24 protein-coding genes and 1 other RNA gene are annotated in these 26,594 nt (G+C 55.7%); 14 read left to right on the top strand and 11 right to left on the bottom strand.

Annotation, left to right across the window (positions count from 1 at the left end):
* Positions 1-2: 2 nt before the first annotated feature.
* From TH4_RS08240 to TH4_RS08220, 5 genes are read right to left on the bottom strand one after another with little or no spacing between them, the layout of a single operon-like run.
* Positions 3-464 (bottom strand): YbgC/FadM family acyl-CoA thioesterase, encoded by a 462-nt coding sequence (locus TH4_RS08240; protein WP_064780634.1) that lies wholly within the window; start codon positions 462-464, stop codon positions 3-5.
* A complete protein-coding gene (ruvB, locus tag TH4_RS08235) occupies positions 464-1,525 on the bottom strand; it encodes a Holliday junction branch migration DNA helicase RuvB (RefSeq protein WP_008891376.1) in 1,062 nt (353 codons plus the stop codon). The genes TH4_RS08240 and ruvB overlap by 1 nt, the downstream gene beginning before the upstream one ends.
* Entirely contained in the window at positions 1,522-2,217 is a 696-nt protein-coding gene (gene ruvA, locus TH4_RS08230) for a Holliday junction branch migration protein RuvA (protein WP_008891375.1), read from the bottom strand. The genes ruvB and ruvA overlap by 4 nt, the downstream gene beginning before the upstream one ends.
* Positions 2,214-2,789: a crossover junction endodeoxyribonuclease RuvC gene (ruvC, locus tag TH4_RS08225; protein ID WP_051007649.1), complete on the bottom strand. Its 576-nt coding sequence runs from the start codon at positions 2,787-2,789 to the stop codon at positions 2,214-2,216. The genes ruvA and ruvC overlap by 4 nt, the downstream gene beginning before the upstream one ends.
* A 34-nt stretch (positions 2,790-2,823) precedes the next feature.
* On the bottom strand, positions 2,824-3,570 hold the full coding sequence (locus TH4_RS08220) for a YebC/PmpR family DNA-binding transcriptional regulator (RefSeq protein WP_064780633.1): 747 nt from the start codon (positions 3,568-3,570) through the stop codon (positions 2,824-2,826).
* 482 nt (positions 3,571-4,052) lie between these two features.
* Here TH4_RS08220 and TH4_RS08215 point away from each other — a divergent pair, with 482 nt between their 5' ends.
* Together TH4_RS08215 and TH4_RS08210 are read left to right on the top strand one after the other, a co-directional pair.
* The gene (locus TH4_RS08215) at positions 4,053-6,227 is read left to right on the top strand and encodes a HAMP domain-containing methyl-accepting chemotaxis protein (RefSeq protein ID WP_083997020.1); all 2,175 of its coding nucleotides are present in this window, start codon (positions 4,053-4,055) and stop codon (positions 6,225-6,227) included.
* Between the two features lie 371 nt (positions 6,228-6,598).
* A complete protein-coding gene (locus tag TH4_RS08210) occupies positions 6,599-8,836 on the top strand; it encodes a methyl-accepting chemotaxis protein (protein ID WP_064780631.1) in 2,238 nt (745 codons plus the stop codon).
* A gap of 81 nt (positions 8,837-8,917) precedes the next feature.
* On the opposite strand, the gene TH4_RS08205 is transcribed toward TH4_RS08210, so the two are convergent.
* The 4 genes from TH4_RS08205 to TH4_RS08190 form a co-directional block, all read right to left on the bottom strand.
* Positions 8,918-9,733 (bottom strand): TIGR00282 family metallophosphoesterase, encoded by an 816-nt coding sequence (locus TH4_RS08205; RefSeq protein WP_008891370.1) that lies wholly within the window; start codon positions 9,731-9,733, stop codon positions 8,918-8,920.
* 127 nt (positions 9,734-9,860) lie between these two features.
* Positions 9,861-10,021, bottom strand: a non-coding RNA gene (gene ssrS / locus TH4_RS08200) — 6S RNA.
* Positions 10,022-10,165: 144 nt separating this feature from the next.
* Positions 10,166-10,507, bottom strand: a complete 342-nt coding sequence (locus tag TH4_RS08195) for a cell division protein ZapA (protein ID WP_064780630.1) — start codon at positions 10,505-10,507, stop codon at positions 10,166-10,168.
* Positions 10,508-10,510: 3 nt separating this feature from the next.
* Positions 10,511-10,777 carry a hypothetical protein gene (locus TH4_RS08190; protein ID WP_062957704.1) on the bottom strand — a complete coding sequence of 89 codons (267 nt, stop codon included), beginning with the start codon at positions 10,775-10,777 and terminating at the stop codon, positions 10,511-10,513.
* 408 nt (positions 10,778-11,185) lie between these two features.
* On the opposite strand from TH4_RS08190, the gene tkt reads away from it, so the two are divergent.
* From tkt to TH4_RS08135, 11 genes are all read left to right on the top strand, one after another.
* On the top strand, positions 11,186-13,168 hold the full coding sequence (tkt, locus tag TH4_RS08185; protein ID WP_062957703.1) for a transketolase: 1,983 nt from the start codon (positions 11,186-11,188) through the stop codon (positions 13,166-13,168).
* A gap of 113 nt (positions 13,169-13,281) precedes the next feature.
* Positions 13,282-14,289: a type I glyceraldehyde-3-phosphate dehydrogenase gene (gap, locus tag TH4_RS08180; RefSeq protein ID WP_064780629.1), complete on the top strand. Its 1,008-nt coding sequence runs from the start codon at positions 13,282-13,284 to the stop codon at positions 14,287-14,289.
* Positions 14,290-14,409: 120 nt separating this feature from the next.
* Complete coding sequence (locus tag TH4_RS08175) at positions 14,410-15,132, top strand: polyamine aminopropyltransferase (RefSeq protein ID WP_064780628.1); 723 nt, start codon at positions 14,410-14,412, stop codon at positions 15,130-15,132.
* A gap of 11 nt (positions 15,133-15,143) precedes the next feature.
* On the top strand, positions 15,144-15,575 hold the full coding sequence (locus TH4_RS08170; RefSeq protein ID WP_064780627.1) for a hypothetical protein: 432 nt from the start codon (positions 15,144-15,146) through the stop codon (positions 15,573-15,575).
* A gap of 68 nt (positions 15,576-15,643) precedes the next feature.
* Entirely contained in the window at positions 15,644-16,285 is a 642-nt protein-coding gene (thiE, locus tag TH4_RS08165) for a thiamine phosphate synthase (RefSeq protein WP_064781010.1), read from the top strand.
* Between the two features lie 166 nt (positions 16,286-16,451).
* Positions 16,452-17,018 (top strand): elongation factor P, encoded by a 567-nt coding sequence (gene efp / locus TH4_RS08160; protein ID WP_008891362.1) that lies wholly within the window; start codon positions 16,452-16,454, stop codon positions 17,016-17,018.
* A gap of 54 nt (positions 17,019-17,072) precedes the next feature.
* A complete protein-coding gene (locus tag TH4_RS08155) occupies positions 17,073-17,882 on the top strand; it encodes an inositol monophosphatase family protein (protein WP_197145227.1) in 810 nt (269 codons plus the stop codon).
* A gap of 267 nt (positions 17,883-18,149) precedes the next feature.
* Positions 18,150-19,364, top strand: a complete 1,215-nt coding sequence (locus TH4_RS08150) for an OmpA family protein (RefSeq protein WP_064780626.1) — start codon at positions 18,150-18,152, stop codon at positions 19,362-19,364.
* A gap of 12 nt (positions 19,365-19,376) precedes the next feature.
* Complete coding sequence (locus TH4_RS08145; RefSeq protein WP_008891359.1) at positions 19,377-20,561, top strand: hypothetical protein; 1,185 nt, start codon at positions 19,377-19,379, stop codon at positions 20,559-20,561.
* Between the two features lie 4 nt (positions 20,562-20,565).
* Positions 20,566-21,729, top strand: coding sequence for a peptidoglycan -binding protein (locus tag TH4_RS08140; RefSeq protein WP_008891358.1), 1,164 nt, complete (start codon positions 20,566-20,568; stop codon positions 21,727-21,729).
* 145 nt (positions 21,730-21,874) lie between these two features.
* On the top strand, positions 21,875-22,447 hold the full coding sequence (locus TH4_RS08135) for a hypothetical protein (protein ID WP_008891357.1): 573 nt from the start codon (positions 21,875-21,877) through the stop codon (positions 22,445-22,447).
* A gap of 130 nt (positions 22,448-22,577) precedes the next feature.
* Here TH4_RS08135 and TH4_RS08130 read toward each other — a convergent pair whose 3' ends face one another.
* Complete coding sequence (locus tag TH4_RS08130; protein WP_008891356.1) at positions 22,578-23,231, bottom strand: peroxiredoxin; 654 nt, start codon at positions 23,229-23,231, stop codon at positions 22,578-22,580.
* A 315-nt stretch (positions 23,232-23,546) separates the two neighbouring features.
* Between TH4_RS08130 and TH4_RS08125 the strand changes: the two genes are divergently transcribed.
* Complete coding sequence (locus TH4_RS08125; protein WP_064780625.1) at positions 23,547-24,737, top strand: benzoate/H(+) symporter BenE family transporter; 1,191 nt, start codon at positions 23,547-23,549, stop codon at positions 24,735-24,737.
* Between the two features lie 28 nt (positions 24,738-24,765).
* Here the strand turns inward: TH4_RS08125 and TH4_RS08120 are convergent, their stop codons facing one another.
* Complete coding sequence (locus tag TH4_RS08120) at positions 24,766-26,532, bottom strand: SulP family inorganic anion transporter (protein ID WP_064780624.1); 1,767 nt, start codon at positions 26,530-26,532, stop codon at positions 24,766-24,768.
* Between the last annotated feature and the right edge of the window lie 62 nt (positions 26,533-26,594).

Below are 26,594 nucleotides of genomic sequence, written 5' to 3'. Positions count from 1 at the left end.
CGTCAGTCCTTTGTCACATCAAGACAACTATTAAATACTGTTCTTAGTTCGTCGGGCAGACGTTGTGCCCGAAATTCTTCCAACGACATGCAGGCGAGATAAATCTCGATCACCACCAGTTCGTCGTCGCCCCGCATAATCTTTTGTTCAAAACCAAGCGATGCGCCCCCAACCTTGATCACCCGGCTTTCGACCGTAATACGGTCTTCCAAAAGCGCCGGACGTCGAAAGTCGAGCGTACACTGTCGAACGGCTATGGCAACTTTGTGGCGTTCTGCAATATTTCGATTGGTAAAGCCCAACAGGTTAAGCATCGCTGAACGTGCCCGTTCGGCGAACGCTAAATAGTTGGCGTGATAGACAACGCCACCGGCATCTGTGTTCTCGTAATAGACAATCAGCGGATAGATATGCCGCTTGCCTTCGAAGCGGCCAAGAATGGCGTCGTGATCATTTTGGGCCATCAGGATTCTTCCCCCGCCTGCCCGTCAAACAGATCGGAAAGCGGCATCCCGCCCGCTTGGCGCGGCGGGGTCAGACCAAGATGCTTGAAACCCTTGACACCCAGCATGCGCCCGCGCGGGGTACGCTGGATCAGGCCCTGTTGCAGCAGATAGGGTTCGATCACGTCTTCGATGGTATCGCGTTCTTCGGACAGGGCTGCGGCCAATGTATCGACACCGACCGGACCACCGCCATAGTTGCTGGCGATACAATTAAGGTAGCGTCTGTCCTGGCTGTCGAGGCCAAGGTTATCGACCTCAAGCCGGGTCAGAGCGGCGTCGGCAATGAATTTATCGACCGGCGATTTTTCCGCCACGGCTGCGAAGTCACGCACACGGCGCAACAGCCGACCGGCAATACGCGGCGTGCCACGTGACCGACGGGCAATTTCCATCGCGCCTTCTTCGGTCATGTCGAAATTCAAAAGCCGTGCCCCACGGGCAACGATGCTGACCAGTTCTTCGGGCTCATAGAACCGAAGGCGCAGCGGAATACCGAAACGATCCCGCAGTGGCGTGGTCAGAAGACCCGAACGCGTGGTTGCACCGACCAGGGTAAAGGGCGGCAGGTCAATCCGCACAGAGCGCGCAGCAGGACCTTCGCCAATGATCAGGTCAAGCTGGAAGTCTTCCATCGCCGGATAGAGGATTTCCTCCACCGCCGGGTTCAGGCGATGGATTTCATCGATAAACAAAACATCGCGCGGCTGAAGATTGGTCAGAAGGGCTGCAAGGTCACCGGCCTTGGCAATCACCGGGCCGGATGTTGCGCGAAAGCCGACACCGAGTTCACTGGCAACAATTTGCGAAAGCGTGGTTTTGCCCAGCCCCGGCGGGCCAAAGAACAGGACATGGTCCATGGCTTCTTCGCGCGCACTGGCAGCCTTGATGAAGACATCAAGGTTTTCACGGACTTCTTTCTGGCCGGTAAAATCGTCAAGCCGACGGGGACGCAGCGATCCATCCTGATGATCTTCTTCGCGGCGCTCACCACTGAGCAGACGGTCTTCTTCTTCGCTCACGCGCTAAGCTCCTTTAGTCCCAGACGGATCAGGGTATCGATCGACTTGTCGTCACCCGCCTGCTGGGCGGCCTTGCCCACCGCACCAAATGCCTCGGACCGGCCATAGCCAAGATTGACCAGTGCCGATACCGCGTCTGCCAAAACGACGCTATCATCCACAACCGGTTCGGCTGGCGCTGTGTCGATGCTCACATCTGTGGTGGCCTTGGCTGATTTCTTGGATTTCGCGGCTGGCTTTGCGTCTTCGACGGCGGGGGCCGCTGGGGCCGCAACCGGGCCAAGGTTCAGTTTTGCGGCCTTGTCTTTCAGTTCGCCAACAATACGGGTTGCGACCTTGGGGCCGATTCCCGGTGCGCGGCAAAGGGCCGTGGTATCCTGGGCGGCCAGTGCGCGCAAAAGATCGGTCGGCGTCAGAACCGACAACAGGGCGAGTGCAACCTTGGCACCAACACCCTGAACAGTGGTGAGCAAGGCAAACCATTGCTTTTCGGCGTTATCGGCAAAGCCATAGAGATGAATGTGATCTTCGCGAACGTGGGTTTCGATCATCAGGCCGGCATCGCCGCCCTTTGGCGGCAACATCGAAAGCGTGCGGCGCGAGGCAAAAACAAGATAGCCCACGCCGTTGACATCGATAATCACGCTGTCTTCGCCGATGAAATCCACAATTCCGCGCAGTTTGGCGATCACCTGTATTTTCTCCCGTTTCGTGTTGGGTGCGCCGCCATCGAATTGGCAAGCGACCGGTTCCCGGCATGTTGCGCGTGGCATATGGCAACCGCAAGGGCATCTGCGGCGTCCGGCCCGGCAATGTCACATCCCGGCAGCAGGGTTGAAACCATCATTTCGACCTGCTGTTTGGCAGCATGACCGGCACCAACCACAGTCTTTTTGACGGCATTGGGTGTATATTCCGTTACCGGAATGCCACTGCGCGCCGGTGCAAGCAATGCAACACCACGCGCCTGCCCCAGTTTCAGGGTCGAAACCGGGTTTTTATTCACGAACGTTTCTTCAACCGCGGCCTCGTCAGGTGTCCAGATCCGGATCACTTCGATCAGGCCGGTGTGCAGTTGATCAAGGCGTTCGGCAAGGGTCAATGACTGGGTGGACGTCACCACGCCATTGGCGACATGGCGCATACGATTGTTATCGAGGTCAATGACGCCCCAACCGGTTCGTTGCAGACCGGGATCAATCCCGAGCACTCTGACCACTACATCCCCCAAAAAAGCGGGTTCCAGATACAAAACACCCGCCATTCAAAAGCGAAAGGCGGGTGTTGGCAAATATTAATTAGTTATCGAGACCAGCGACGATTTCGTCGGTCCAGTTAACGTTGGTCCAGACATTCTGGACGTCGTCGTTATCTTCAAGCACATCGACCAGTTTCATAATGCTTTGCGCCTGTTCGACAGAAATGTCGGCTTCGGTGGTCGCGCGGAAGACCAGCTTTGCGCTTTCCGGATCGCCGAATTTTTCGGTCAGGGCTTCGCGCACAGCGTTGAGGTCTTCGATCTCGGTATCGATGACGTGGTTCTGATCATCGGACTCCGCATTCGCTGCACCGGCTTCAAGGGCTGCTTCGAAGATTTCGTCAGCATCGGCCTTGTCGATCGGATAGATGATTTCGCCGACACGGTTGAACATGAAGCCTACCGAACCCGTTTCGCCAAGGTTGCCGCCATGCTTGGTAAAGGCAGCACGCACTTCGGATGCGGTACGGTTACGGTTGTCGGTCAGTGCTTCGACGATGACGGCAACACCTGCGGTGCCATAACCCTCGTAGCGGACTTCTTCGTAGTTGTCGCCCTCGCCTGCACCGGTCGCCTTTTTGATGGCACGATCGATGTTGTCCTTGGGCATGTTCTGGGCACGGGCCGCAGAAATCGCCGCACGCAGACGCGGGTTGCTGTCGATATCTTCGCTGATTTTCGCGGCAACAGTGATTTCACGCGCGAGTTTGGTGAAGATCTTGGCGCGCTTTTTATCCTGCGCACCTTTGCGGTGCATGATGTTCTTAAATTGGGAATGGCCGGCCATAACCTGTAACCTGTCGTCAATGAATTCGAAGTGGAACGGTATCGGGTGATACCACGCCGGTCATACGGGCGTTCCCTGACAGACCAGCCCGCCCGGGCATGTGCAGGATGACACATTCATATCTGCGACATACGCGAACGAAAATTTCGACCGCTCCTATATCCTGTTTACCCAGCAAGGTCCAGCCATGCTTGGCGAGATCGCCAAATATCGGGGGCAAGGGTCAGGTTTTGGGGCTGAATGCACCGAAATCATGACCAACCTATCCGGGGATAGTCGTGCACTATACGCGGATAGATGTTGCAGACGTCTTGATATTCTTTCATTAATGTTCTCTGGTGTAGATATTAAACTAAAGCAGAATACTCTCTAGGGCCAAGCTGTCGCCTAACGCAGGACTGCATATGATCCTGCGGTGCCAGAAACAACCGGAATGGACAAAGAAGCCATACGGAAACAGCCAGGAAAAAAGGTTAGATAGAATGGGAACTAAATTCGGGGTCCAAAGCAAACTTTTGATATCGTTTGCTGTGGTCGGATTGATGGCAGTGATTTCTGCTATTGTCGGTGCTATTTCCTTCAATCAGTTCGGTAATGCGCTTAATACCATTACCGAAGAAAAGCTTCCGCCGATTGCCGCGGCTCAGTCACTGGCAACCGGAAGTGCAGAAATTGTCGCCATTGCGCCGCGCATCGTGGCCGCCGCCAATCCGGAAGAAGAAACCGCGATTAACGAAGAACTTGCGGTTCGTCTTGAAGAGCTTAATGTCCGCATCGCAGAAATTGAGGCGACCGGCTTTATGCCCGCGGTAATTGCAAGCATCAACGACAATCGCGCCCTGCTTGAGGATAACCTCAAACAGCTGCACGAAGTGACCCAGGAACGTTTCCAGATCAGCGACGAAAAAGCCGCGAAACTCGAAGAGTTCCAGAATCTGGCGAAACGGTATGGTGACACCTTAAAGCCGGTGCTGTCCTATACCCAGAACGACATCGCCCAAGGCAGCGAATACGCCGCGTCGTTTGAAGAAGACCCTTCAAAGAAATACAGCGCGGACAAAGAAGAAATTCTTGAGTCCTTCCAGAAGTTCGCATCAGCGATCGAGACGCGTACACCGATCCTTGATATCGAGCGTCTGGGTTCTGCCGCATCAAACATGATCATTTCCAGCACCACGGAAACCCAGGCGGTGCGCCTGTCGATCATTCCGGTGCGTATTCGCGGAACGTACACCGATGCGCTGAGCAAGCTTGAAGAGCTTGATAACGATCGCCTCAAGGCATTCTATGTCGATCTGATCGACAAGATGCAGAAGCTTTCGGTTGGTGAAGGCAGCCTGCCTGAACTTCGCAAACGTGAACTTGAGGCAACCGAACAAAGCCAGGCGCTGGTTGTGCAGAGTGGCGAATATGCCAACGCAATGCGTAACAGCGTTGCCGAACTGGTTGCCGGTCTGAATGCAGAAGTCAATGATGCCGCCGCCCAGGCAAAGGTTGTCGAGAAACAGAGCCTGACCGCCCTGTTTGTTGTCGCCGTCGCAGCCATCATTATCTCGCTTGCGATTTATGTGTTGTATGTGCGTGGCAACGTCCTGCGCCGTCTTGGTGGTTTGCAGAAAACCATGGTTCAGCTTGCTGATGGCAATCTTGATGTCGTCGTGCCGTCCAAGGGCAATGACGAAATCAGTGCCATGGGCCGTGCGGTTGATGTCTTTAAGGACAACGCCCTTAAGGTCCAGGCCATGCAGGCCGAGGAAGAACGCCTTAACCATGAACGCAACGAAGCACTTCGTGACGAGTTGCTGGCACTGGCAGACACCCTGCAGAATGAAGTTGAAAGTGCCGTGAACGAAATCGCGGCCCTTGGTGATCAGCTTCAGGGTGTTTCCGGTCAGATGACCTCAAGTGCGGAACTGGTTTCGGGCCAGACCGAAGAAGTTGCAAGCTCTGCCCAGGAAGCGACCGGCAACGTTGAAACGGTTGCTGCAGCGACCGAACAGCTTTCGGCATCGAATGCGGAAATTAACCGTCAGATGGCGGAATCGACCCGTATCTCGAACGAAGCATCCAACCGTGCACAGGAAACCAACGAACTGGTGGTCAGCCTGTCGCAGTCTGCAGACCGCATTGGCGAAGTGATCGCACTGATCACCGACATTGCCGAGCAGACCAACCTTCTGGCACTGAACGCCACCATCGAGGCGGCACGTGCCGGGGATGCAGGCAAGGGCTTTGCGGTTGTTGCCGCCGAGGTCAAAAACCTTGCCAACCAGACGGAAAAAGCCACCGAGGAAATTTCTGGCCAGATTTCGGGCATTCAGAAAGCCACCGGTGAGTCCGTCAATGCCATCGGCGATATCGGTCGTATCATTGAAAACATCAATGAGATCGCGACCACCATTTCGGCTGCGGTCGAGGAACAGGGTGCCGCCACCGACGAGATCACGCGCAACGTGCGCGGGGCTGCGGATCGCACGCGTTCTGTTTCGGCCTCGATCAACGAGGTTGCCAATGAAACCAGCAAGACAGGCGAACTGTCCAGTCAGGTTCTGGCAACTGCACAGGATGCATCGCAGAAGGTCGAAAACCTGCGTTCGCGGATCAACGGCATTCTGGATGATCTGCGCAAACAGGCACATGATCGCGCAGCGTCCTGATCACAGGCAAAACTTGATGAGAAAAGGCCCGCCATTGGCGGGCCTTTTTGTTTGGCGGTCACATTGAAAGCAGCGTCTTTCGATCCGAAATAAAGTGCAGTCGCTGCGAAAAGCCACTTTGCGCGACCCTGAATTTTATACAGCAGTACAGGTTTGGCCGAAAATTCATGATCCCGATGCGATTCCTGTGCTATATCGGAGAACAATAATAATAGATCAGGCCCCAAATTTCCCGAGATCCTTTCAGGGTCGGATATCGGGTATTCCCCAAAGTGGCTTGGCTGGGAACAAACGTTCAGACGACGTACATACATGCGTCGGCACCATATGTGGCGACGCTTGTCTCTTTGGTCTACGGGGTAGGTTTAATTATGGGTTTAAGTTTCAAGCGCGGCGCAAAGCCGTCATCGTCAAAAAAGAAAAACTCAACAAAGACGAACAAAGCAGGGCTTGGCGTACGTGAAAAGTTGGCGGGTGCCTTCTTTCTTGTCGGTCTGATTGCAATTCTGGCTGCGGCCGTATCGGTCTTCTCTTTTACCAAATTCGGCAACCAGCTTGACACGATTGCCTACGAGCAACTTCCGCCAATGTTTGCTGCCCAGCAGCTTGCAACAACCAGTGCGAAAATTGTGGCCTCCGCACCACGCATTATCGCGGCATCCACCGTTGAAGAAGAACAGGCGGTCAAGGCGGACCTTGATGTGATGCTTGCGAACTTGCAGGAAAATCTTGCGGTGCTGAGCCAGTCGGGCCTTCCGGAAGAAACGCTGTCGGTGATCGAAACGAACGGCCAAAGCCTTGCTGAGTCGCTTCAGGAACTTCATGACACGACGATTGAGCGTTTCGAGGTCGCAGGCCAACTTTCGGATTCCCTTGCGAAGTTCCAGCAACTGACCGGCAAATACAACTCGATGATCCAGCCGATCCTGTCGGCATCCCAAACCAAAATCACCGAAGTCACCAGTCAGGTTCATGACCTGCGTCAGGCCGGCGCCTTCTTGACCGATGAACAGGAAGCCTCAACCAAGGGACTTCTGTTCAAACTCGATGAATTGATGGCAGCCCAAGCCCCGATCCTGCAGCTTGCGAATAGTGGTGCTGAAATCAGCAACACCGTTCTGTCCGCCGCATCATCAGATGATCGCATGCAGCTTCGCATCATGGGCGTTCAGGTCCGTGGGGCGGTTGGTGTCGTTGCCAATACCATTGGCGAACTTGAGAACGAGAAGCTCAAGAAATTCTATGAAGGCCTGCTTGGCGATATCAAAAAGCTGTCGATGGGCCGCAAAAGCATTTCATCCCTGCGCAGCGAAGAACTTAAACTGGCCGATGACCAGATCGACATCGTTGAAGACAGCGCCGAATTTGCCGCCGCGATGGAAGATGGTGTGAACGCGCTTGTCGCCGATCTTCAATCCGGCGTCGACAAGTCAGCCGACACCGCAAGCACCCTGACCCAGCAAAGCTCGATGGTGATGTACGGCGTTGGTGCCGCGGCGATCATTATTCCGCTTCTGATCTATCTGGTTTATGTGCGTGGCAACCTGTTGCGTCGCCTTGCCGGTCTTCAGAAATCGATGATTTCGCTGGCCGATGGCGATCTTGACGCGGCCGTTCCATCAGGTGGCAATGACGAGATTTCTGCCATGGGCCGGGCGGTTGATGTGTTCAAGGCAAACGCGATCAAGGTCCGCGACATGCAAGCCGAGGAAGAACGCCTGAACCGTGAACGCAACGAGGCACTGCGCGATGAATTGCTGTCACTTGCCGATACCCTGCAGGGTGAAGTCGAAAGTGCGGTAACGGAAATCGCCACCCTTGCCGAACAGCTTCAGGGCGTATCAGGTCAGATGACCGACAGTGCCGAACTGGTGTCAGGTCAGAGTGACGAGGTGTCGAAATCGGCCGATGAAGCCACCGGCAATGTTGAAACCGTTGCCTCCGCCACCGAGCAGCTTTCAAGCTCGAACGCGGAGATTAACCGTCAGATGGCGGAAACCACGCGCATTTCGAACGAAGCCGCGCAACGCGCCCAGCATACCAACGAACTGGTCAACAGCCTGTCGCAGTCGGCAAGTCGCATTGGCGAGGTGATCGCACTGATCACCGACATTGCCGAGCAGACCAACCTGCTGGCCCTGAACGCCACCATCGAGGCGGCACGTGCCGGTGATGCCGGCAAGGGCTTTGCGGTTGTCGCGGCAGAGGTCAAAAACCTTGCCAACCAGACCGAAAAAGCGACCGAGGAAATCTCGGGCCAGATTTCCGGCATTCAGAAAGCGACCGGTGAATCTGTTACCGCCATTGGCGAGATCGGCTCGATCATTGATAGCCTCAATGAGATTGCCACGACGATTTCGGCCGCAGTCGAGCAGCAAGGGGCCGCAACCGACGAAATCACGCGCAACGTGCGTGGTGCGGCGGACCGTACCCGTGCAGTTTCCGCATCGATTGCCGAGGTTGCCAATGAAACCGGTCGCACCGGCCAGTTGTCGGGCGAAGTCCTGAACACGTCGCGTTCAGCGTCCGAGAAAGTCAGTGAACTGCGCACGCGCATTACTGTCATCCTTGATGATCTGCGTCAGCAGGCCCGTGATCGCGCAGCCTGATCAAAACCGCACACCTGAAACGACAAAGGCCCGTCATCTGGCGGGCCTTTTTCTTTGATCGGTTGAAAGTCGGCTTGGGTGTCAGGCGCTGGGCCAACTGCCCTTAAGGCGGCCACCGATACGCACCGCTTCAATCCGCTTTGCCAACCCGGTCTTGTCATCGGTTTCAACATAGACGCCGCATACCGTTGCCGGGCCTTCGGCCGGTTCGAACCGGCCGGACGGCATCTTGGTGATGAATTTGCGAACAGAGTTTTCTTTTTTCATGCCAATGACGGAATCAAAATCGCCGCACATGCCAACATCGGTCTGATAGCCGGTACCATTTGGCAGGATCTGGGCATCGGCAGTCGGCACGTGGGTGTGGGTTCCCAGTACAAGCGACGCCCGCCCATCGCAATGATGGCCAAACGCCATTTTTTCCGAGGTGGTTTCGGCGTGGAAATCGACGATCACGGCATCGACATTCTTGCCAAGCTTATGCTTGTTAAACAGCTTGTCCGCGCCTTGGAACGGACAGGACAACGGATCCATGAACAGACGGCCCATCATGTTAATCACGCAGACCTTCTTGCCCGACTTGGTCTTAAAGACATAATCGCCGTTGCCCGGCGTACCATCGGGGAAGTTCCAGGGACGCAGCAGTTTTTCATCTTCGTCGATATAGGCGATGATTTCGCGCTGATCCCAGACATGATTGCCCGTGGTCAGTACATCAGCACCGGCGTCATAGAATTCCTTGCAGATTTTTGCCGTGACGCCAAAGCCGTGCGCTGCGTTTTCGACATTCACCACTGCGATATCAACCGACAACCGATCACGTAGCATCGGGAGCGCTTCAAGCGCTGCCTTGCGACCGGACTGCCCCAGAACGTCGCCAAGATGAAGTAAACGCATTGTGCTTCCTGTATTGCGTCAGCCAGCAGGCAGACATGTTTCGTTTAATGCACCCTGCCCCGGGACGCATGACCGGCATCACGAAAAGGAAAAGGGAGTTTTAGGGTCATGACCCTAAGCAAAATAAGCGGGAGCCACCACTGCCGTTGGCCATTTGGTAATTCCTCGTGACCTGCGAGTGCAGGTGGGCGCCGTATAACGAGACCACGGCCTCGACAGGGACAGCTCCCTAGAGAAATGAGCATCGGCCCCGGGAATTAGCGAACCTGACGAACAGGGCAGCTCCCTTGTGCTGGGTTCTTGATCGCCGCGAACGACGCATCGCAAACTGTCAGCGACCGGAACTTAGTCCTCGACCAGCTGAATTTCAAGTAGATTGCATGAATTCAGCCCGTGATCAGGCCAGCCATGCAGCAGACAACAGTCGCCTGATCAGCCTTTGGCAAGACGATCGGCAAGCACCTCGACGCGTTCGGCCATGCTTTCGATATTTTCTGCCAGTGCGTCACCTTCGGCGGCGGACAGGCTGCCGACCTCTGCAACCGCCGGGCTTTGGCCGGTATTGAGTTTTTCCTGTGCCATGCCGAGCTCGTCGGCAATCAGAAGGCTTGTCATGACCAGCAGACGCTGTTCACCGATCTGGCCCACCGCATCGGAGATTTCCTTGACCCGCTCGTCGACATAGCTGGCAAGCGCGTGAATGCGATCTTCCTGACCGTCGTCACATGCGATGTCATAGCTGCGACCGTTAATGCGAATGGAAACCTGTGCCATGGGTTATGCCTGCTTCTTTGCGGGTTCTTCATCAAGGACGAGTTTGAGTTGATCAACCGCACCATCAAGGCGGTTGGAAACCGTTTCGGTCGTCTGGCAAAGCCGGTCGTAATCTTCGCGGAGAGCCGAAAGTTGTCCGCGCAGGGCTTCGACTTCTGCCGTGTCAGCATTTGCGTCCTGGCTTTTGGCGTCGATCGCCGACTCCGCGACCGTTTCCAGACGTTCCAATGCTGCTTTCAGTCGATCACTTGCCTGTTGCAACCGCGACATGACCCTACCCAAATATTTGCTGTTAACTCAAAGATTACAGACGTCAAACGTCTGCTACGACAGTCCATATTCCAATATGACCTGTCGAAGATGTCATGATCATGGCTGATTTAACACCACAGATTCCGATCAACAACCGTTTTACCCGACTGTGTGCAAAACCAGTCTGATCGGGTGGCACGACAGCCATGCCCGAAACATAGAACTGGCGCTGCAAACAGGTCAACAGGACCCGTAATTGGCCCCGTCAATGCCCGTGTGGTTAACCATAATCGCGAGAACATGGCAGATTTTCGATAGAAGCGGTTGACGTATGCCCCCTGTAAGGGCATCTTCCGCGCGAATTCCGTTAATAAATGGAAAAGTGTTTTCATCGCCCGACCGCGAAACCCCCAGGAACCGCATCACATGACGACGCAAGTAGAACACAACCGCATGGCCAATGCCATCCGCTTCCTCTCGGCAGATGCTGTCGAGAAAGCCAAATCCGGTCATCCGGGCATGCCGATGGGCATGGCAGACGTTGCGACTGTTCTTTATACCAAATTCTTGAAATTCGATCCGAAGCACCCGAACTGGCCAGACCGCGACCGTTTCATCCTGTCCGCAGGTCACGGTTCGATGCTTCTTTATTCGCTTCTGCACCTGACCGGGTATGACGATTTCGATCTCGATCAGATCAAGAATTTCCGTCAGATGGGCTATCGCACTGCGGGCCACCCGGAATATGGCCACGGCGAAGGCATTGAAACCACCACGGGCCCGCTCGGCCAGGGTATTGCGACCTCGGTCGGTTTCGCCCTTGGCGAGCGCATCATGAATGCCCGCTTTGGTGACAGCGTTGTTGACCACTACACCTATGTGATTGCCGGTGACGGTTGCCTGATGGAAGGTATTTCCCAGGAAGCCATTTCGATGGCCGGTCACATGAAACTGTCGAAACTCATCGTTCTGTTCGATGACAACGGCATTTCGATTGATGGCCCGACCTCGCTTTCGACATCGGAAGACCACAAGAAGCGCTTTGAAGCTGCTGGCTGGGACGTTCAGGAAATTGACGGCCACGATCCTGCTGCGATTGAAGCCGCCATTGCCAAAGCAAAATCCACCAACACCCCGTCGATGATTGCCTGCAAAACCGAAATCGGCTTTGGCGCACCGACCAAGGGTGGCACCGCGGCAACGCACGGCGCACCGCTTGGTGCGGAAGAACTTGCTGGCATGCGCAAGAAACTCGGCTGGGATTCTGAGCCGTTTGAAATCCCGGCAGATGTCCGTGACGCATGGCTTTCTGCTGGCGCACGCGGTGCCGAGGACTTCAATGCGTGGGGTTCACGTTTTGATGGTCTCGAAGCTGCCCTGAAAGACGAGTTCGAACGTCGTATCGAAGGCAAGCTTCCGGAAAACTGGATCGAAGCGTTCAACGACTACAAAAAGCAGATCACCGAAGAACTGCCGAAGGTTGCAACCCGCAAGGCGTCGCAGAACGTTCTTGAAGTTCTGACCAAGGCGATCCCGGAAATGATCGGCGGTTCTGCCGACCTGACCGGTTCGAACAACACCAAGACCGGCGTTCAGGCACCGATCACCGCCGACGGTGGTTATGAAGGCGCGTATATCTATTACGGTATCCGCGAACACGGCATGGCAGCAGCCATGAACGGTCTGGCGCTGCATGGTGGCGTTCTGCCCTATGGTGGCACCTTCCTGGTCTTCACCGACTATTGCCGTCCGTCGATCCGCCTTTCGGCCCTGATGAACCAGCGCGTTGTTTACGTCATGACCCATGATTCCATCGGCCTTGGCGAAGACGGCCCGACCCATCAGCCGGTCGAACATGTTGCGTCGCTGCGCGCCATGCCGAACGTGACCGTGATCCGCCCGGCCGATGCTGTTGAAACCGCCGAAGCATGGGCAATGTCGATCACCAACGAAAGCGGCCCGACCGTTCTCGCCCTCACCCGTCAGAACCTGCCGGTTCTGCGCACCGAATATCGTGACGACAACCTTGTCGCACGTGGCGGCTACGTGATTTCCGATTGCGATGGCGATCGTCAGGTCACCCTGATCGCGACCGGTTCGGAAGTCGAGATCGCGGTTGACGCGCAGGCCAAGCTGAAAGCAGACGGCATCAATGCTGCTGTTGTTTCGCTGCCGAGCTGGGAACTGTTTGACGCCCAGTCGCCGGAATACCGCAAGGACGTTCTGGGCAGCGCACCACGCGTTGCCATCGAAGCCCTTTCGGTCTTTGGCTGGGAAAAATATGTTGGCGACAACGGCAAGGTTGTCGGCATGCACGGATTTGGTGCCTCGGCACCGGCCCCGGTCCTTTACGAGCATTTCGGCATCACCGCCGACGCGCTGGTCAAAGCGGCCAAGGAACTGGTTTAATTTACAGGGCCGGATCGGTAACATGCCGATCCGGCCTTTTTTCTATGGGTTCTTGACCCTAAGCCGTGATTGATACTCCCCAGGTACCAATCATTATAATTTTGGAGGGATGAATGGCTATTCGCGTAGCGATTAATGGTTTTGGCCGTATCGGCCGTCTGGTTCTGCGTTCTATCGTTGAAAGCGGTCGCACCGACGTTGAAGTTGTTGCCATCAACGACCTGGGTGACGTCAACACCAACGCACATCTTCTGAAATATGATTCCGTTCATGGCGTTCTGGCCAATGACGTCAAAGCCGAAGGCGACGATCTGGTCATTGACGGCAAGGCGATCAAGGTTTGCTCTGAACGTGACCCGGCGAACCTGCCGTGGGCCGACCTTAAAGTCGACATCGCGTTTGAGTGCACCGGTATCTTCCTTGACGAGGCAGGCGCAGGCAAACACCTGACTGCCGGCGCCAAGCGCGTTCTGATCTCTGCCCCGGCAAAGGGTGACATCAAGACCGTTGTTTACGGTGTTAACTCTGACAGCCTGACCGCTGATGACGTCATCGTTTCGAACGCATCCTGCACCACCAACTGCCTTGCACCGGTTGCAGATGTTCTCAACAAAACCGTTGGCATCACCAAAGGCTTCATGACCACTGTTCACGCCTTCACCGGCGACCAGAACACCGTGGACAGCCTGCACAAAGACCTGCGCCGTGCCCGTTCGGCATCGCTTTCGATGATCCCGACCTCGACCGGTGCTGCAAAGGCTGTTGGTCTTGTTCTTCCGGAACTCAAAGGCAAGCTCGACGGTACCGCGATCCGTGTCCCGACCCCGAACGTCTCGATGGTTGACCTGACCTTCGTGGCTGGTCGTGACACCACCGTTGATGAAGTCAACGCAGCCATCAAGGAAGCCGCAAACGGCCCGCTTAAAGGCGTTCTTGGCGTTTGCGAAGCTCCGCTGGTTTCGGTTGATTTCAACCACAACCCGAACAGCTCGACCTTTGATGCGACCCAGACCCAGGTGATGGACGGCAACTTCGTTCGTATCCTGTCCTGGTATGACAACGAGTGGGGCTTCTCCAACCGTATGAGCGACACCGCTGTCGCCATGGCGAAGTTCCTCTAAGCATCGCTTAGGTCAAAATTTTCAAGGTGCCCGAAGTTCTGCTTCGGGCACTTTTCTTTTGCGCCTCTTTCCGTCACTGTCTAGGTGACACGCCTATCAAGACAAACAGGAGCCCGGCCCGTGAGCCTTCTTTTCAAGGAACTTGATTATCGCCCGACACCGATGGGGGTATTAAGCCTGCGTCGCCGACGTGAGCTGAGCCTTGATATCGATGTCTACGAGATCAAGCTTAATGAAGAATATCTGATGTCGAGCCTGTTTACCGACGCCGAGATTGCGCTGGCCGACCTTGGCCTGGCGGAGCTTGATCGCGACAACCTTGATGTCGTTGTCGGCGGGCTTGGCCTTGGTTATACCGCCAAGGCAGCGCTTGATAATCCCAAGACCGGCAAGCTGACGGTGCTTGATACCCTGCCCGAGGTGATCGAATGGCATCAGCAAGGTTTGCTTCCGCTGGGCGAACAGCTTTCAAACGATCCGCGCTGCGCGCTGGTGCATGGCGATTTCTTCGGTGCGTCGCTTTCCAACACACCGGGCATGAACCCGGATGCGCCCGAGAAACGGCATGACGCGATCCTTTTGGATGTTGATCATTCACCGGGCAATGTCCTGCATGAAGACCACAAGTGCCTTTACACCAAGGATGGTCTGGCCAAGCTTGCCGCCCATCTTGTGCCGGGCGGGATTTTTGCCCTGTGGTCGACCGAGATGCCCGAACCGTGGTTTGAAGAAAACCTGAAATCCGCGTTCGAGACCATCCGGGCTGATGTCATTAAATTCAAACACCCGCTGATTGACCGTGAAGATATCAACACGGTCTATGTCGCGCGCACCAAAGCATAAGAACAACGCAAATGAGCCCCCTGCCCGATCCCGTCATTCGCATTCATGGCATCACCGGCGCCAGATCGGCCTGCCGGGTGATGGGCGATCGTGCCTTTGGGTTGCTGTCGCCGGAACATGCCGCACAAACGCACGGGGCACAGTGGTTTACCGATCTGGTCACGCTGGTGCGTGAAGACTTCCCGGCATGTAATATCACGGCGATCCTTGATTGTCGTGGGAGGGTTTCTGGCGCGTTGGCAGGCATTGAGCTGGGCCTCGATGCGGTGATTGTCGATCCGATACCCGAGCCGCAGTTGGAAAACCTTCGGGATATGGCAGGCCAGACAAGCTGTCTGGTCATGACAGAGTTCCCGGCCAAAGATGTAATTTATCAGATGGCCGATGACCTGTTGCCCGATCATGAACTCGACAAGCGGTTGCTTGCACATATTGCCGCGTAGCCTTGGCAATTGCCAAAACCAACGTCAAAGGTTACATAACACGCAGGAAATCATCAGGAATTATCATCGTGAATTCAGACGAACTTGCCGGTCTTTATCTTCTGACCCCGCCGAAAATCGACCTTGCACCCTTTGGCGAGAAGCTGAAATCCGTGCTGGATACCGGTGCGGTTGATTGCCTGCAATTGCGCCTGAAGGATGTCAGCGATGATGAAATCCGCAAGGCGATTGATACGATCCTGCCAATGTGCGTGGATCGTGACATTCCGCTGATCCTGAATGATCGTCCCGACATTGCCAGGAAATCGGGCTGCGATGGTGTGCATGTTGGCGAAGGTGATGCCAGCTATGACGAAGCCCGCGCCATCATGGGCGAGGAACATATCGTTGGTGTGTCGTGCTATGACAGCCGCCACAAGGCGATGATCGTTGGTGACAAAGGGGCCGATTACGTCGCATTCGGCGCGTTTTATCCGACCCAAACCAAAGAAGCCAAAACCAGCGTCACCCCGGAAATCCTTGAAATCTGGACGACCTTTACCACGGTGCCCTGTGTGGCGATTGGTGGTATTACGGCTGAAAACGTTGCACCGCTTGTTTTGGCAGGTGCCGACTTCATTGCCGTTACCGGTGGCGTCTGGAACCATCCGGACGGGCCAGAGGCCGGTGCGAAGGCCATCAAGGCAGCGATTGCGGCAACCGAGATCTGATTTCATTCATTGGTCCAGCCATGCGCGAATGATGGGGCGTTATGCGCGCAAACCCGGATCAATCTGCTTGCAGCAAAACAGCCAAACTGGTAGGTAGGGCGCCTGAAATGGGGCGCTTGCCCCTTATTGCATTGTGAATCTGTGATCTGAAAGAACGGTTTGTGCCATGAAAATCAACGGCAACGAAATCCGTCCGGGTAACCTTATCGAACATAAAGGTGCCCTGTGGCGTGCAGTAAAATGCCAGGCTGTGAAGCCGGGTAAAGGCGGTGCTTTTAACCAGGTTGAACTCAAAGACATTCGTACCGGCACCAAGCTGAACGAGCGTTTCCGCGCTTCGGAAACCGTCGAAAAGGTTCGTCTTGAACAGAAAGAATACACCTATCTGTTCGCCGATGGTGACATGATCACCTTCATGGACAGCGAAACCTATGAACAGATCACAGTAAATGCCGACCTTGTTGGCGAAGCGGCTGTTTATCTTCAGGATGGTATGGTTGTGACCATCGAATCCTTCGAAGGTGAGCCGCTTGGTGTGACCCTTCCCGAGCATGTCGTCTTCCAGATTGTCGAAGCCGATGCGGTTGTCAAAGGTCAGACCCAGTCTTCTTCTTTCAAACCGGCTGTTCTTGAGAACGGTGTTCGTGTGATGGTGCCCCCGCATATTGAATCGGGTACGCGCATTGTCGTGAACACTGTTGAAGGCACCTATATCGAGCGTGCCAAGGACTAAGGGCGAACCCCGCCCTCTGGTTTTCATTTTAATTCAAACACCGGGAGATATGCCGTGCGAGGCGCCGCCCGTCGTTCTGCGAACATCAATGTGATGTACAAGGCTGTCGAAAAGGCAGCCTACGGACTGAAACGCGACTTCGGTGAAGTCGAGAACCTTCAGGTTTCGATGAAAGGCCCGGCAGATTTCGTATCTGCGGCTGATCACCGTGCCGAAAAACGCCTGCGTGAAGAGCTTGAGCGTTCCCGCCCCGGTTATGGCTTCCTTATGGAAGAAGGTGGCGAGATCAAGGGCACCGATCCTGAGCACCGCTGGATCATTGATCCGCTTGATGGCACCACCAACTTCCTGCATGGCATCCCGCATTTTGCGATTTCGGTTGCCCTGCAGAAGGGTGACGAAATCATCGCCGGCATGATCTATGACGTCGCCAAGGACGAATGCTTCTGGGCGGAAAAGGGCGTTGGTGCGTTTCTTGATAACCGCCGCCTGCGCGTTTCGGGCCGTCGTCGTCTGAACGAATGCGTTCTGGCATGCGGTGTTCCGCATCTTGGTCACGGTGATCACGCGGTATTTGAAAAGCAGCTGCACTCGGTCATGGATCGTTGTGCTGGCGTGCGTCGTATGGGGGCAGCGGCCCTTGATATGGCCTATGTCGCGGCCGGCCGTTATGACGGTTATTGGGAATCCCACCTCAATGCTTGGGATATTGCAGCCGGGATCATCCTGATCTCCGAAGCTGGCGGTTATATCCGCGATGACAAAGGCGGCACCAACATGCTTGGTACCGGCAGCGTCGTTGCAGCCAATGACTATATCCAGCCGGTGCTGGCCAAAACGCTTAAAAAGGCAATCACGGGCTAACACCCGGCTTTTGTTACCCTTTTTTGAAAGGGGCGCTTCGCAATTTGCCGAAGCGCCCCTTTTGCGTTTTCGGTCAAAGCGGTTGTCCATCATCTGTCTCTAAGCTATGGTGCTTGGGACTGTGCGGTCTGATTGCGGGCCCACGGACACCAAGGGGGGGCATTCGGAAAGTTTTGCGGGTGCCTAATGATCGACACAAAACTGTGTGAAATAGAACAACGTTACCAAACGATTTCAAACACAGGGTATTAAGGGGCCTGCGATTTGATGATGGGGTATTCCAAGATTTCGGTGCTTGCGATGACGGCTGCACTGGGCACAACCGTGTTCTTTGCGCCAGATGCATCGGCGCAACAATACTCCCCCGTTTCGAATGACAGCAGCGTTCAGGTAAACTGGGACGTTGCAGATGGCTATGGCGGACAGCCGACCGTTCCGCAATATCTGTCTCCCACCGTTTCACGTGATCATATCGTCATGCCGGGCGGTGATCTGATTTTCCCGGAAACCCGACCGAAATCGACTTTCCTCGCCGCTGAACAATTTGCCAGTGCGACAGGCAATGCTGGCTATGACGGCGGGTTTGAAACCGTTGTCATCGACGGATCAAGTGGCGGCGGCAATGCCTTCCCGACCCAATCAGAATTTTATGGCGTTCCTGGCGTCGTCCCAAATGCAAACCAGCGTGTCGCGGACATGGACGATGGCGCAAACCAGACCATTGCGCTGACCCAGCCGGAACCGACCGCCGCACCGCGCAGCAAACCGGTTGCACCACCTGTGACCGAAAGCAGCGCATCGAACGCACCGACGCCGCTGACCAAACCAACGCCGGCACCGGAGCCTGCGCCGACTGTCGCACCGGCGGCACCGGAACCAACCCCGGCTCCGACAACTTCCCCGGCGACCGAGACGGCAGAAGTATCTGATGCCCCTGTGGCACCGCCTGCCCCGGTCGAGCAAAACAACGCAGCACCCGCGCCGGCAGCACCGGAAGTCGCACCGATTTCCGACACACCTGCGCCCCCGGCAGCCCCTGCACCAGACACCACCCAGCCTGCGACCGAGATGGCAGAACCGGCCCCCGCGCCGACGGTGCCACCGGCACCGGCTGAAGAAGCATCCATCCCGCCTGAAACCTCTGCACCGGCTGCAATGCCGGCCACCGGTGGCGATGAATACAGCCTTGGCTTCGCCGCAGACAGCTTCGAGCTGAGTGCGGCCGCCAGAAGCCAGCTCGACAGCGTGATCGCAACGATGGGGCAGGATGAAGATCTTCGAATTCAGTTGCAGGCCTATGCGCAGGGTGACGGGGCGAATGCCTCCAAGGCGCGTCGTCTGTCGCTGTCACGCGCGCTTCAGGTGCGTTCCTATCTGATTGACAGGGGTGTGCGCTCCACGCGCATTGATGTTCGTGCCCTGGGTGCGAATGTTCCGTCCGGCCCCGCAGATCGCGTCGATATCAAAACCGTTCAACGCTAGGATTAATCCGCTATGAGCAGCAATTCGGCCAGTGGTACGGGATCCCTCCCGCCTATTACCAAACCCGGTAGTTATCTGACACGCATGGCAATCTTTGTTGCCATCATCGCCGGGGTTGGCGCCCTGCTGTTCCCGGCGCTGTCTGATGCCTTTATGGCCAATGCTGTTCTTAATGGCCTGATCCTTGGCGTGTTTGTGGTTGGGGTTATCTACACCTTCCGAATGGCGGCCAGCCTTTCACCCGAAGTGACATGGATCGAGGATTTTCGTCGGTCCCGCCCGGGTCTGACCTCGCAGGTGCCGCCGAAACTTCTGGCGCCGATGGCCAGCATGATGGCCGAACAGCGCCGCGATCGCCCGCAGCTTTCAACCACCTCGACCCGGACCATCCTTGACTCGATCCGCTCCCGTCTGGATGAAAGCCGCGAATTGTCGCGCTATGTCGTTGGCCTTTTGGTGTTCCTGGGTCTGCTCGGCACCTTCTGGGGCCTGCTTCAGACCGTGAACTCGGTCGCTGGGGTGATCAGCAACGTCAATGTCGGCAGCGGGTCCAACATGGACCTTTGGTTCTCTGAACTCAAAGACGGTCTTTCCGAACCGCTGAGCGGCATGGGCACGGCGTTTTCGTCCTCGCTGTTTGGTCTTGCAGGATCGCTGGCGCTTGGCCTTCTGGACATGCAGGCCGGTCAGGCACAGAACCGGTTCTTCAATGATCTTGAAGAATGGCTTTCAAGCTTTACCCGCCTTGGTTCGGGTGGCGGCATTTCCGATGGTGAACAGTCTGTTCCGGCGTATCTTTCGGCCCTGATCGAACAGATGGCCGATAATATGGAAGGGTTGCAAAACTCTATCCAACGGTCGGAAAGTTCACAGATCAAATCGCACAACACGCTGATTGATCTGGCCGACAAGCTATCCACCCTGACTGATCAGATGAAGGCCGAACAGCAATTGATGGTCAAGCTGGCGGAAAACCAGATGCACCTCAAACCGGTCCTTGATCAGCTGGCGGATTCGATGAAAATGGGCAGCTTCGGCATTGATGATAATACCCGCGCCCACATCCGTTCGCTTGATAATACGCTTGGCCGTATTGGCGAAGAACTGACCATGGGCCGCCAGCAATCCACACAGGAAATCAGAAGCGAGATCAAGCTCCTCGCCCGCACCATCGCTGCCATCGCCGAGGAGGGCTGATCGAATGATCGGACTTTCGCGCCGTCGTAACCGCGATGTAAATACCTGGCCGGGCTTTGTTGATGCGCTTGCAACACTTTTGATGGTGATCATCTTTCTTCTGATGATCTTTGTCATTGCACAGGTGTATCTGGGTGCGGCCCTTTCCGGGCGGGACGAGGCGCTAAGTGATCTGACCGCCCAGGTTAACGAGCTGACCAATCTGCTGTCACTTGAGCGTGGCAACAACCAGCGTATGGAACTCGAACTCACCCAGCTGACGACCGAGCTTTCCAATACCGCTGATCAGCGTGATGACCTGCGTGCGCGTGCTGCCACCCTTGCCGATCAGTTGGCGGCAGCCGAACTTTCAACGGACGAAATCGAACAGAAACTTCTGGCCGCCCTTGCGTCGCTTGAAGACAAGGAAGCCGAACTGACCGAGCTTCGGGAAACCACGGGCGAAAAGATCACTGATCAGGAAACCCGTATTGACGAGCTTTCGGCCCTTCTGGCATCACGCGCGGCCGAGTTGGAAGAACAAAAGAACCTTAGTGACGAAGCCAAGGCACAGGTCGCGGCGCTTAATCAGCAGATGTTGGCTCTCCGCCAACAACTGGCCCGGATCGAAGCCGCGCTTGAAACGTCCGAACGCGAGAACGAGGAAAAAGACGCCCAGATTGTCAATCTTGGCAATCGCCTGAATGCGGCCCTTGCCACCAAGGTTGCCGAGTTGCAGCGATATCGTTCTGAATTCTTTGGCCGCCTGCGTGAAGTTCTGGGCGATCGTCAGGATATCCGCGTTGTCGGGGACCGGTTTGTCTTCCAGTCCGAAGTTTTGTTTGGATCGGGTGAGGCAGAGCTTGGCGAAGAAGGCAAGGATCAGTTGGCCAAACTGGGCGAAACGCTGACCACGATTGCCGCCGACATTCCCGATGATATCGACTGGGTGATGCGCGTTGATGGCCATACTGACAAGGTGCCGATCCGAAACCTTCAGTTCGCTTCGAACTGGGAGCTTTCGGCAGCGCGTGCGATTTCGGTGGTCAAGTTCCTGATTGATCAGGGGGTACCGCCCAACCGCTTGGTTGCTGCGGGCTTTGGCGAATATCAGCCGCTTGATAACCGGGATGACGAAATCGCCTATCGCCGCAACCGCCGCATCGAGTTCAAGATTACCGAGCGGTAATCGGATTTAGGAGAACATAGCTTTTAACGGCACCCTTTATGGGTGCCGTTTTCGTTTGGGCGCATTGAAAATCAACAAAAATGGAACCAATCCGCGTTGTGTTACGTTCAATACAGATGAGCCTTTCAACAAACAGGAGGCCCAAATGACCAAAACACATCGCGAGACCGTTGGCGTTTTTGACGATATCAAAATACTCCAACAGGCGGCTGATGATCTGGCGCAAGTCGGGTTTGATCAGCAAAAGGAGCTTAGCCTTCTTGCGAGCGAGAAAACCGTCGACGACAAGCTTGGCCATATTTATCGCAAGGCCGAGGATGTCGACAGCGATCCTGACATGCCACCACTGGCCTACACAACACCGACACCGATTGGTAATGCCGAAGGCGCACTGATCGGTGCCCCGATGTATGCGGCAGCCTTTGGTGCAGCCGGTGCAGTAATCGCGGCTGGTGGCCCCATTGCCCTGACCATTTCGGCAATCCTCGGTGCGGGCGGTGTTGGTGCCGCCGCAGGCGGCGTGATTGCCGCAATGATCGGCAAGAAGTACTCCAGCAGACTGCAAGAAGAGCTTGATCAAGGCGGCTTGTTGCTTTGGATCAGAACACCCGATCCGCAGACCGAGGAACGCGCCAAGGATGTGCTTGGTCGTCACGACGCGCGCCTGATTGAAACCCATGACGTATCAAACGCCACAACCAAACGTGACGTGGTCTGATACGCATTTACCACCAACAGTTTGAATTGCGTGATGCCTGACAAACGGAACAAAACCCCGCCAGATTGCTCTGGCGGGGTTTTGCCTTTGTGCGGTCCCTTGCCCCGGGAACCGCACATCGGGGTTTTGATCAGAGGGACTTGGTGCAGAAGTAGAAGTCCACGTAATCATAATCCGGATTGGATGCCCGTTCTGCGGCGGCCTTGGCGGTATGGGCCGGTGGGACAATGACCTTGTCACCCGGCTGCCAGCCTTCTGGCGTTGCCACACCGTGCTTGTCGCTGGTCTGCATCGCATCAATCATGCGCAGGAATTCCGGGATCGAACGCCCGTTGCTCATCGGGTAGTAGACCATGGCACGCAGTACGCCTTCCGGATCGATGATAAAGGTCGCGCGCACGGCCGACGTATCACCTGCACCCGGATGGATCATGCCATAGGCTTGGGCGACCTCCATTTTAAGGTCGGCAATGATCGGGAACGGGATTTCCACACCAAAGTTCTGTTCGATGTTGCGCATCCACGCAATGTGCGAATGCGTGCTGTCAATCGACAGGCCCAGCAATTCACAATCGCGTTTGGCAAATTCATCGGCGTGTTTGGCAAAGGCGATAAACTCGGTCGTGCAGACCGGTGTGAAATCAGCGGGATGGGAAAACAGCACAAGCCATTTACCACGATAGTCGGACAGGGATTTGACACCATCGGTGGTCGGCGCAGTGAAATCCGGCGCCGGTTCATTAATGCGCGGCAAACCGACACTAATCTTCGGAGATTCAGTCATAGTCAGACTCCTACGTCAGGAATTTGGATCCGCTCCAATTCATTACATTATAATTATTTAACTTATCAAACGAGTACGATGATATTTGTCAATGTAGGATCCGCTCAGTGCGAAAAAAATTCGTGTGAAAACAGTGCCGTGTTTCCTATTTGTCAGTGTTGCATTGTTATTTGATCGACTCTCACCGTCGCGGTTGTTCTGACACGTTTACGGCATTGCAGATGGTGGTTTTCGCTGGCTTGACTTGCGGCTTATGGTTAGGGTCTTTGCGCTCGCCACCAGATTTTGAAACACCTTTCTTGCGTCGGAGCCCCCATGCTGCGTGATATTTCGCCCCAAAGTATATTCATGGGCCTGCTGGCAGGTTTTGTCGGGACGGCCAGTTCGTTTGCGGTTGTCTTGCAAGGTCTTGCCGGGGTCGGTGCCAGCCCCGAACAAGCTGCATCCGGGCTGATGGCGTTGTCCATTTCCATGGGGCTTTGCGCAATTGTCCTGTCGCTTAAAACCCGACTTCCGATCAGCATTGCTTGGTCAACACCCGGTGCGGCCCTTCTGGCGACATCCGGTGCCATTGAGGGTGGATTTGCCGTTGCCGTTGGCGCGTTCATTGTTTGCGCCATCCTGATTATCATCAGTGGCGTTTGGAAGCCATTGGGCCGTGCGGTTGCTGGCATCCCTGCCCCCTTGGCAAACGCGATGCTGGCCGGTGTCTTGCTGGGTCTGTGTCTGGCACCGGTCAAGGCGGTTGCCTTTGACCCGTTGCTTGGTCTTCCGATTGTGATTGCGTGGATCGTGATGGGGCGGTTTAACCGGTTGCTTGCCATCCCTGCCGCCCTTCTCGCATTCGTTGCAGTGATGGTGTTTGGCGTCGAGTTTCCTGAAAATGCCATCGCCGATCTGGGCAGTGCAATTGCGCCCCCCGTCGAATTTGTCATGCCTGAATTTACCCTGACCGGATTGATCGGCATTGCCTTGCCGCTTTTCATCGTCACCATGGCATCCCAAAACATTCCGGGCACAGCGGTTCTGCGCGCCAATGATTATGATACCCCACCGGGGCCGCTCTTTACCGTGACCGGGATCTTCTCGTTACTCTCAGCCCCGTTTGGTGGCCATGCGGTGAACTTGGCGGCCATCACCGCGGCCCTGTGTGCGGGCAAGGATGCCCACCCCGATCCGGCCAAACGGTATTGGGCGGCGGTATCGGGCGGCGTTTTCTATATCGTGTTTGGGCTTCTGGCCGGGTTGGTGACCGCGTTTATCAGTCTGGCACCGGGCATCCTGATCGAGGCGGTTGCAGGTCTCGCCCTGATCGGGGCGTTTGCGGGTTCCGCCGTTGCGGCCTTCAAGGACGAAGACGGACGTGAAGCAGCCGCTGTAACCTTTATCGTCACCGCAGCAGGTCTGACATTCTACGGGATTTCTGGTGCGTTCTGGGGTTTGCTTGCTGGTGGACTGATTTACTTCCTGATGCATCTGCGCAATGGCAAAAAGAAACCGGACTGAAAACTCAATCCGGTTTCGATCTTCGGTCTTAGACCAGTTTGACTTTGGGTTCGGTGCTTGGTGGTGTTTCTGCCACCTGCCCGTCTGTCAGTTTCGAAACAGCTTCGAACTGGGACAGGAAAACCTCGCCGGTCAGTTCATCAAGGAAGTGGGTCTTTTTCAGACGATCCATGACCGGGCCTTTGACCTCGGACATGTGAAGGGAAATACCCATTTCCTCAAGCCGGTGATTGATCGCCTCAAGCGATTCAAGCGCGCTTAGATCGATCTCGTTCACGGCCGAGCACATCAGAACCACATGTTTGAGGTTCTTGCACCCGACCACCCGGTCATAGAGGTAATCCTCAAGATACCGCGCATTGGCGAAATAAAGGCTTTCATCAATCCGGATCGTCAGGACAGACGGATGGGTGATGACCTTATGACGCAGGATGTTGCGGAAATGCTGGGTATCGGGCACAAGGCCGACCTCGGCAATGTGCGGGCGCGATGTTTTATACAAAAACAGCCCGATCGACAGAACCACACCGGCGGTCACCCCGACCTCGACCCCAAGACCAAGGGTCAGAAGGATGGTTGCCAGAACCGCAATGAAATCCGCCTTGGAATATTGCCAACTGGTTTTAAGGATCGAGAAATCGACCAGCGACAGCACCGCAACAATGATGGTCGCGGCAAGGGTTGCCTTTGGCAGGAAGTAAACCAGCGGGGTCAGCGCCACGGCGGCAATCGCCAGACCAACAGCGGTAAAGGCCCCGGCCGCAGGTGTTTGCGCCCCGGCATCAAAGTTCACGACCGAGCGGGCAAAACCACCCGTCACCGGATAACCGCCCGTAAAGGCCGCCCCGATATTGGCCGCCCCAAGCCCGATCAATTCCTGATCCGGGTTGATGCGTTGACGGCGTTTGGCCGCCAGCGTCTGCGCGACAGAGATCGACTCAACAAAGCCGATGACAGAAATCAGGATCGCCGGCACCAGAAGGTCCGCCATCAGCCCCGGGCTGAAGTCCGGCATGGTCAGCGGCGGCAGGCTTTGCGGAACCTCGCCCACGATCTTAACCCCTTTTTCAGCCAGACCAAGATACCAGGTCGCCGCTGTGGTGGCGAAAACGGCAAAGACTGGGCCGGCCTTGGTCAGGACATCGGCGGTACGCGCACCAAGACCCAGTTTGCGCAAGGCGGGTTTAAGGCCCTTGCGCACCCAGAACAGAAAGCCCGTGGCACAAATGCCGATAATCAGGGTCGTCTGATTGGTTTCGGGAATATGGGCAATCAGGGAGGTGACAATTTCCCAAAGGTTATGGCCACCGGCATCCACACCAAGGATGTGTTTGAGCTGACTGGCAGCAATAATCATGCCAGATGCAGTGATGAAACCGGCAATCACTGGGTGGGAGAGGAAGTTGGCCAGAAAGCCCAGCTTGAACACCCCCATCGCCAGCAGGATCGCCCCGGACAGGGCGGCAAGCGTCAGGGCAGCCAGCGCATAACCCATGGTGCCGGTTTCGGCAATATTGCCCACGGCGGCCGCGGTCATCAGCGAGACAACCGCAACCGGCCCGACCGCAAGGGCGCGGCTGGTGCCAAAGATGGCATAAAGAATGATCGGCGCGATGGAGGCATAAAGCCCCGCCTCGGGCGGCAGACCGGCCAGCAACGCATAGGCAAGCGATTGCGGGATCAGCATGATCGTCACGATCACGGCTGCAATCATGTCATTGCCAAAGGCCGTCCTGTCATAGGTCTGTCCCCAGTCAAAAATCGGGACATATTTCCGAAGCATTTTGAAACGCATTGATCGATCTCTTAGATCAAGGTTGATCCAAGGCAGCGTGATCGCTGCCTTGGACGAAGGGT

The sequence above is a fragment of the Thalassospira tepidiphila MCCC 1A03514 genome, from assembly GCF_001662875.1.
Lineage (GTDB): Bacteria > Pseudomonadota > Alphaproteobacteria > Rhodospirillales > Thalassospiraceae > Thalassospira > Thalassospira tepidiphila.
Note: the sequence above shows the minus strand (reverse complement) of the source record. Positions and strands in the feature narration are given on the sequence as shown.

Coding starts and splice junctions, on each gene's coding strand:
- TH4_RS08240 (WP_064780634.1), bottom strand. CDS start 464: ATGGCCCAAAATGATCACGACGCCATTCTTGGCCGCTTCGAAGGCAAG.
- ruvC (WP_051007649.1), bottom strand. CDS start 2,789: ATGGCGGGTGTTTTGTATCTGGAACCCGCTTTTTTGGGGGATGTAGTG.
- TH4_RS08220 (WP_064780633.1), bottom strand. CDS start 3,570: ATGGCCGGCCATTCCCAATTTAAGAACATCATGCACCGCAAAGGTGCG.
- TH4_RS08215 (WP_083997020.1), top strand. CDS start 4,053: ATGGGAACTAAATTCGGGGTCCAAAGCAAACTTTTGATATCGTTTGCT.
- TH4_RS08210 (WP_064780631.1), top strand. CDS start 6,599: ATGGGTTTAAGTTTCAAGCGCGGCGCAAAGCCGTCATCGTCAAAAAAG.
- TH4_RS08205 (WP_008891370.1), bottom strand. CDS start 9,733: ATGCGTTTACTTCATCTTGGCGACGTTCTGGGGCAGTCCGGTCGCAAG.
- TH4_RS08195 (WP_064780630.1), bottom strand. CDS start 10,507: ATGGCACAGGTTTCCATTCGCATTAACGGTCGCAGCTATGACATCGCA.
- TH4_RS08190 (WP_062957704.1), bottom strand. CDS start 10,777: ATGTCGCGGTTGCAACAGGCAAGTGATCGACTGAAAGCAGCATTGGAA.
- tkt (WP_062957703.1), top strand. CDS start 11,186: ATGACGACGCAAGTAGAACACAACCGCATGGCCAATGCCATCCGCTTC.
- gap (WP_064780629.1), top strand. CDS start 13,282: ATGGCTATTCGCGTAGCGATTAATGGTTTTGGCCGTATCGGCCGTCTG.
- TH4_RS08170 (WP_064780627.1), top strand. CDS start 15,144: ATGAGCCCCCTGCCCGATCCCGTCATTCGCATTCATGGCATCACCGGC.
- efp (WP_008891362.1), top strand. CDS start 16,452: ATGAAAATCAACGGCAACGAAATCCGTCCGGGTAACCTTATCGAACAT.
- TH4_RS08150 (WP_064780626.1), top strand. CDS start 18,150: ATGATGGGGTATTCCAAGATTTCGGTGCTTGCGATGACGGCTGCACTG.
- TH4_RS08145 (WP_008891359.1), top strand. CDS start 19,377: ATGAGCAGCAATTCGGCCAGTGGTACGGGATCCCTCCCGCCTATTACC.
- TH4_RS08140 (WP_008891358.1), top strand. CDS start 20,566: ATGATCGGACTTTCGCGCCGTCGTAACCGCGATGTAAATACCTGGCCG.
- TH4_RS08135 (WP_008891357.1), top strand. CDS start 21,875: ATGACCAAAACACATCGCGAGACCGTTGGCGTTTTTGACGATATCAAA.
- TH4_RS08130 (WP_008891356.1), bottom strand. CDS start 23,231: ATGACTGAATCTCCGAAGATTAGTGTCGGTTTGCCGCGCATTAATGAA.
- TH4_RS08125 (WP_064780625.1), top strand. CDS start 23,547: ATGCTGCGTGATATTTCGCCCCAAAGTATATTCATGGGCCTGCTGGCA.
- TH4_RS08120 (WP_064780624.1), bottom strand. CDS start 26,532: ATGCGTTTCAAAATGCTTCGGAAATATGTCCCGATTTTTGACTGGGGA.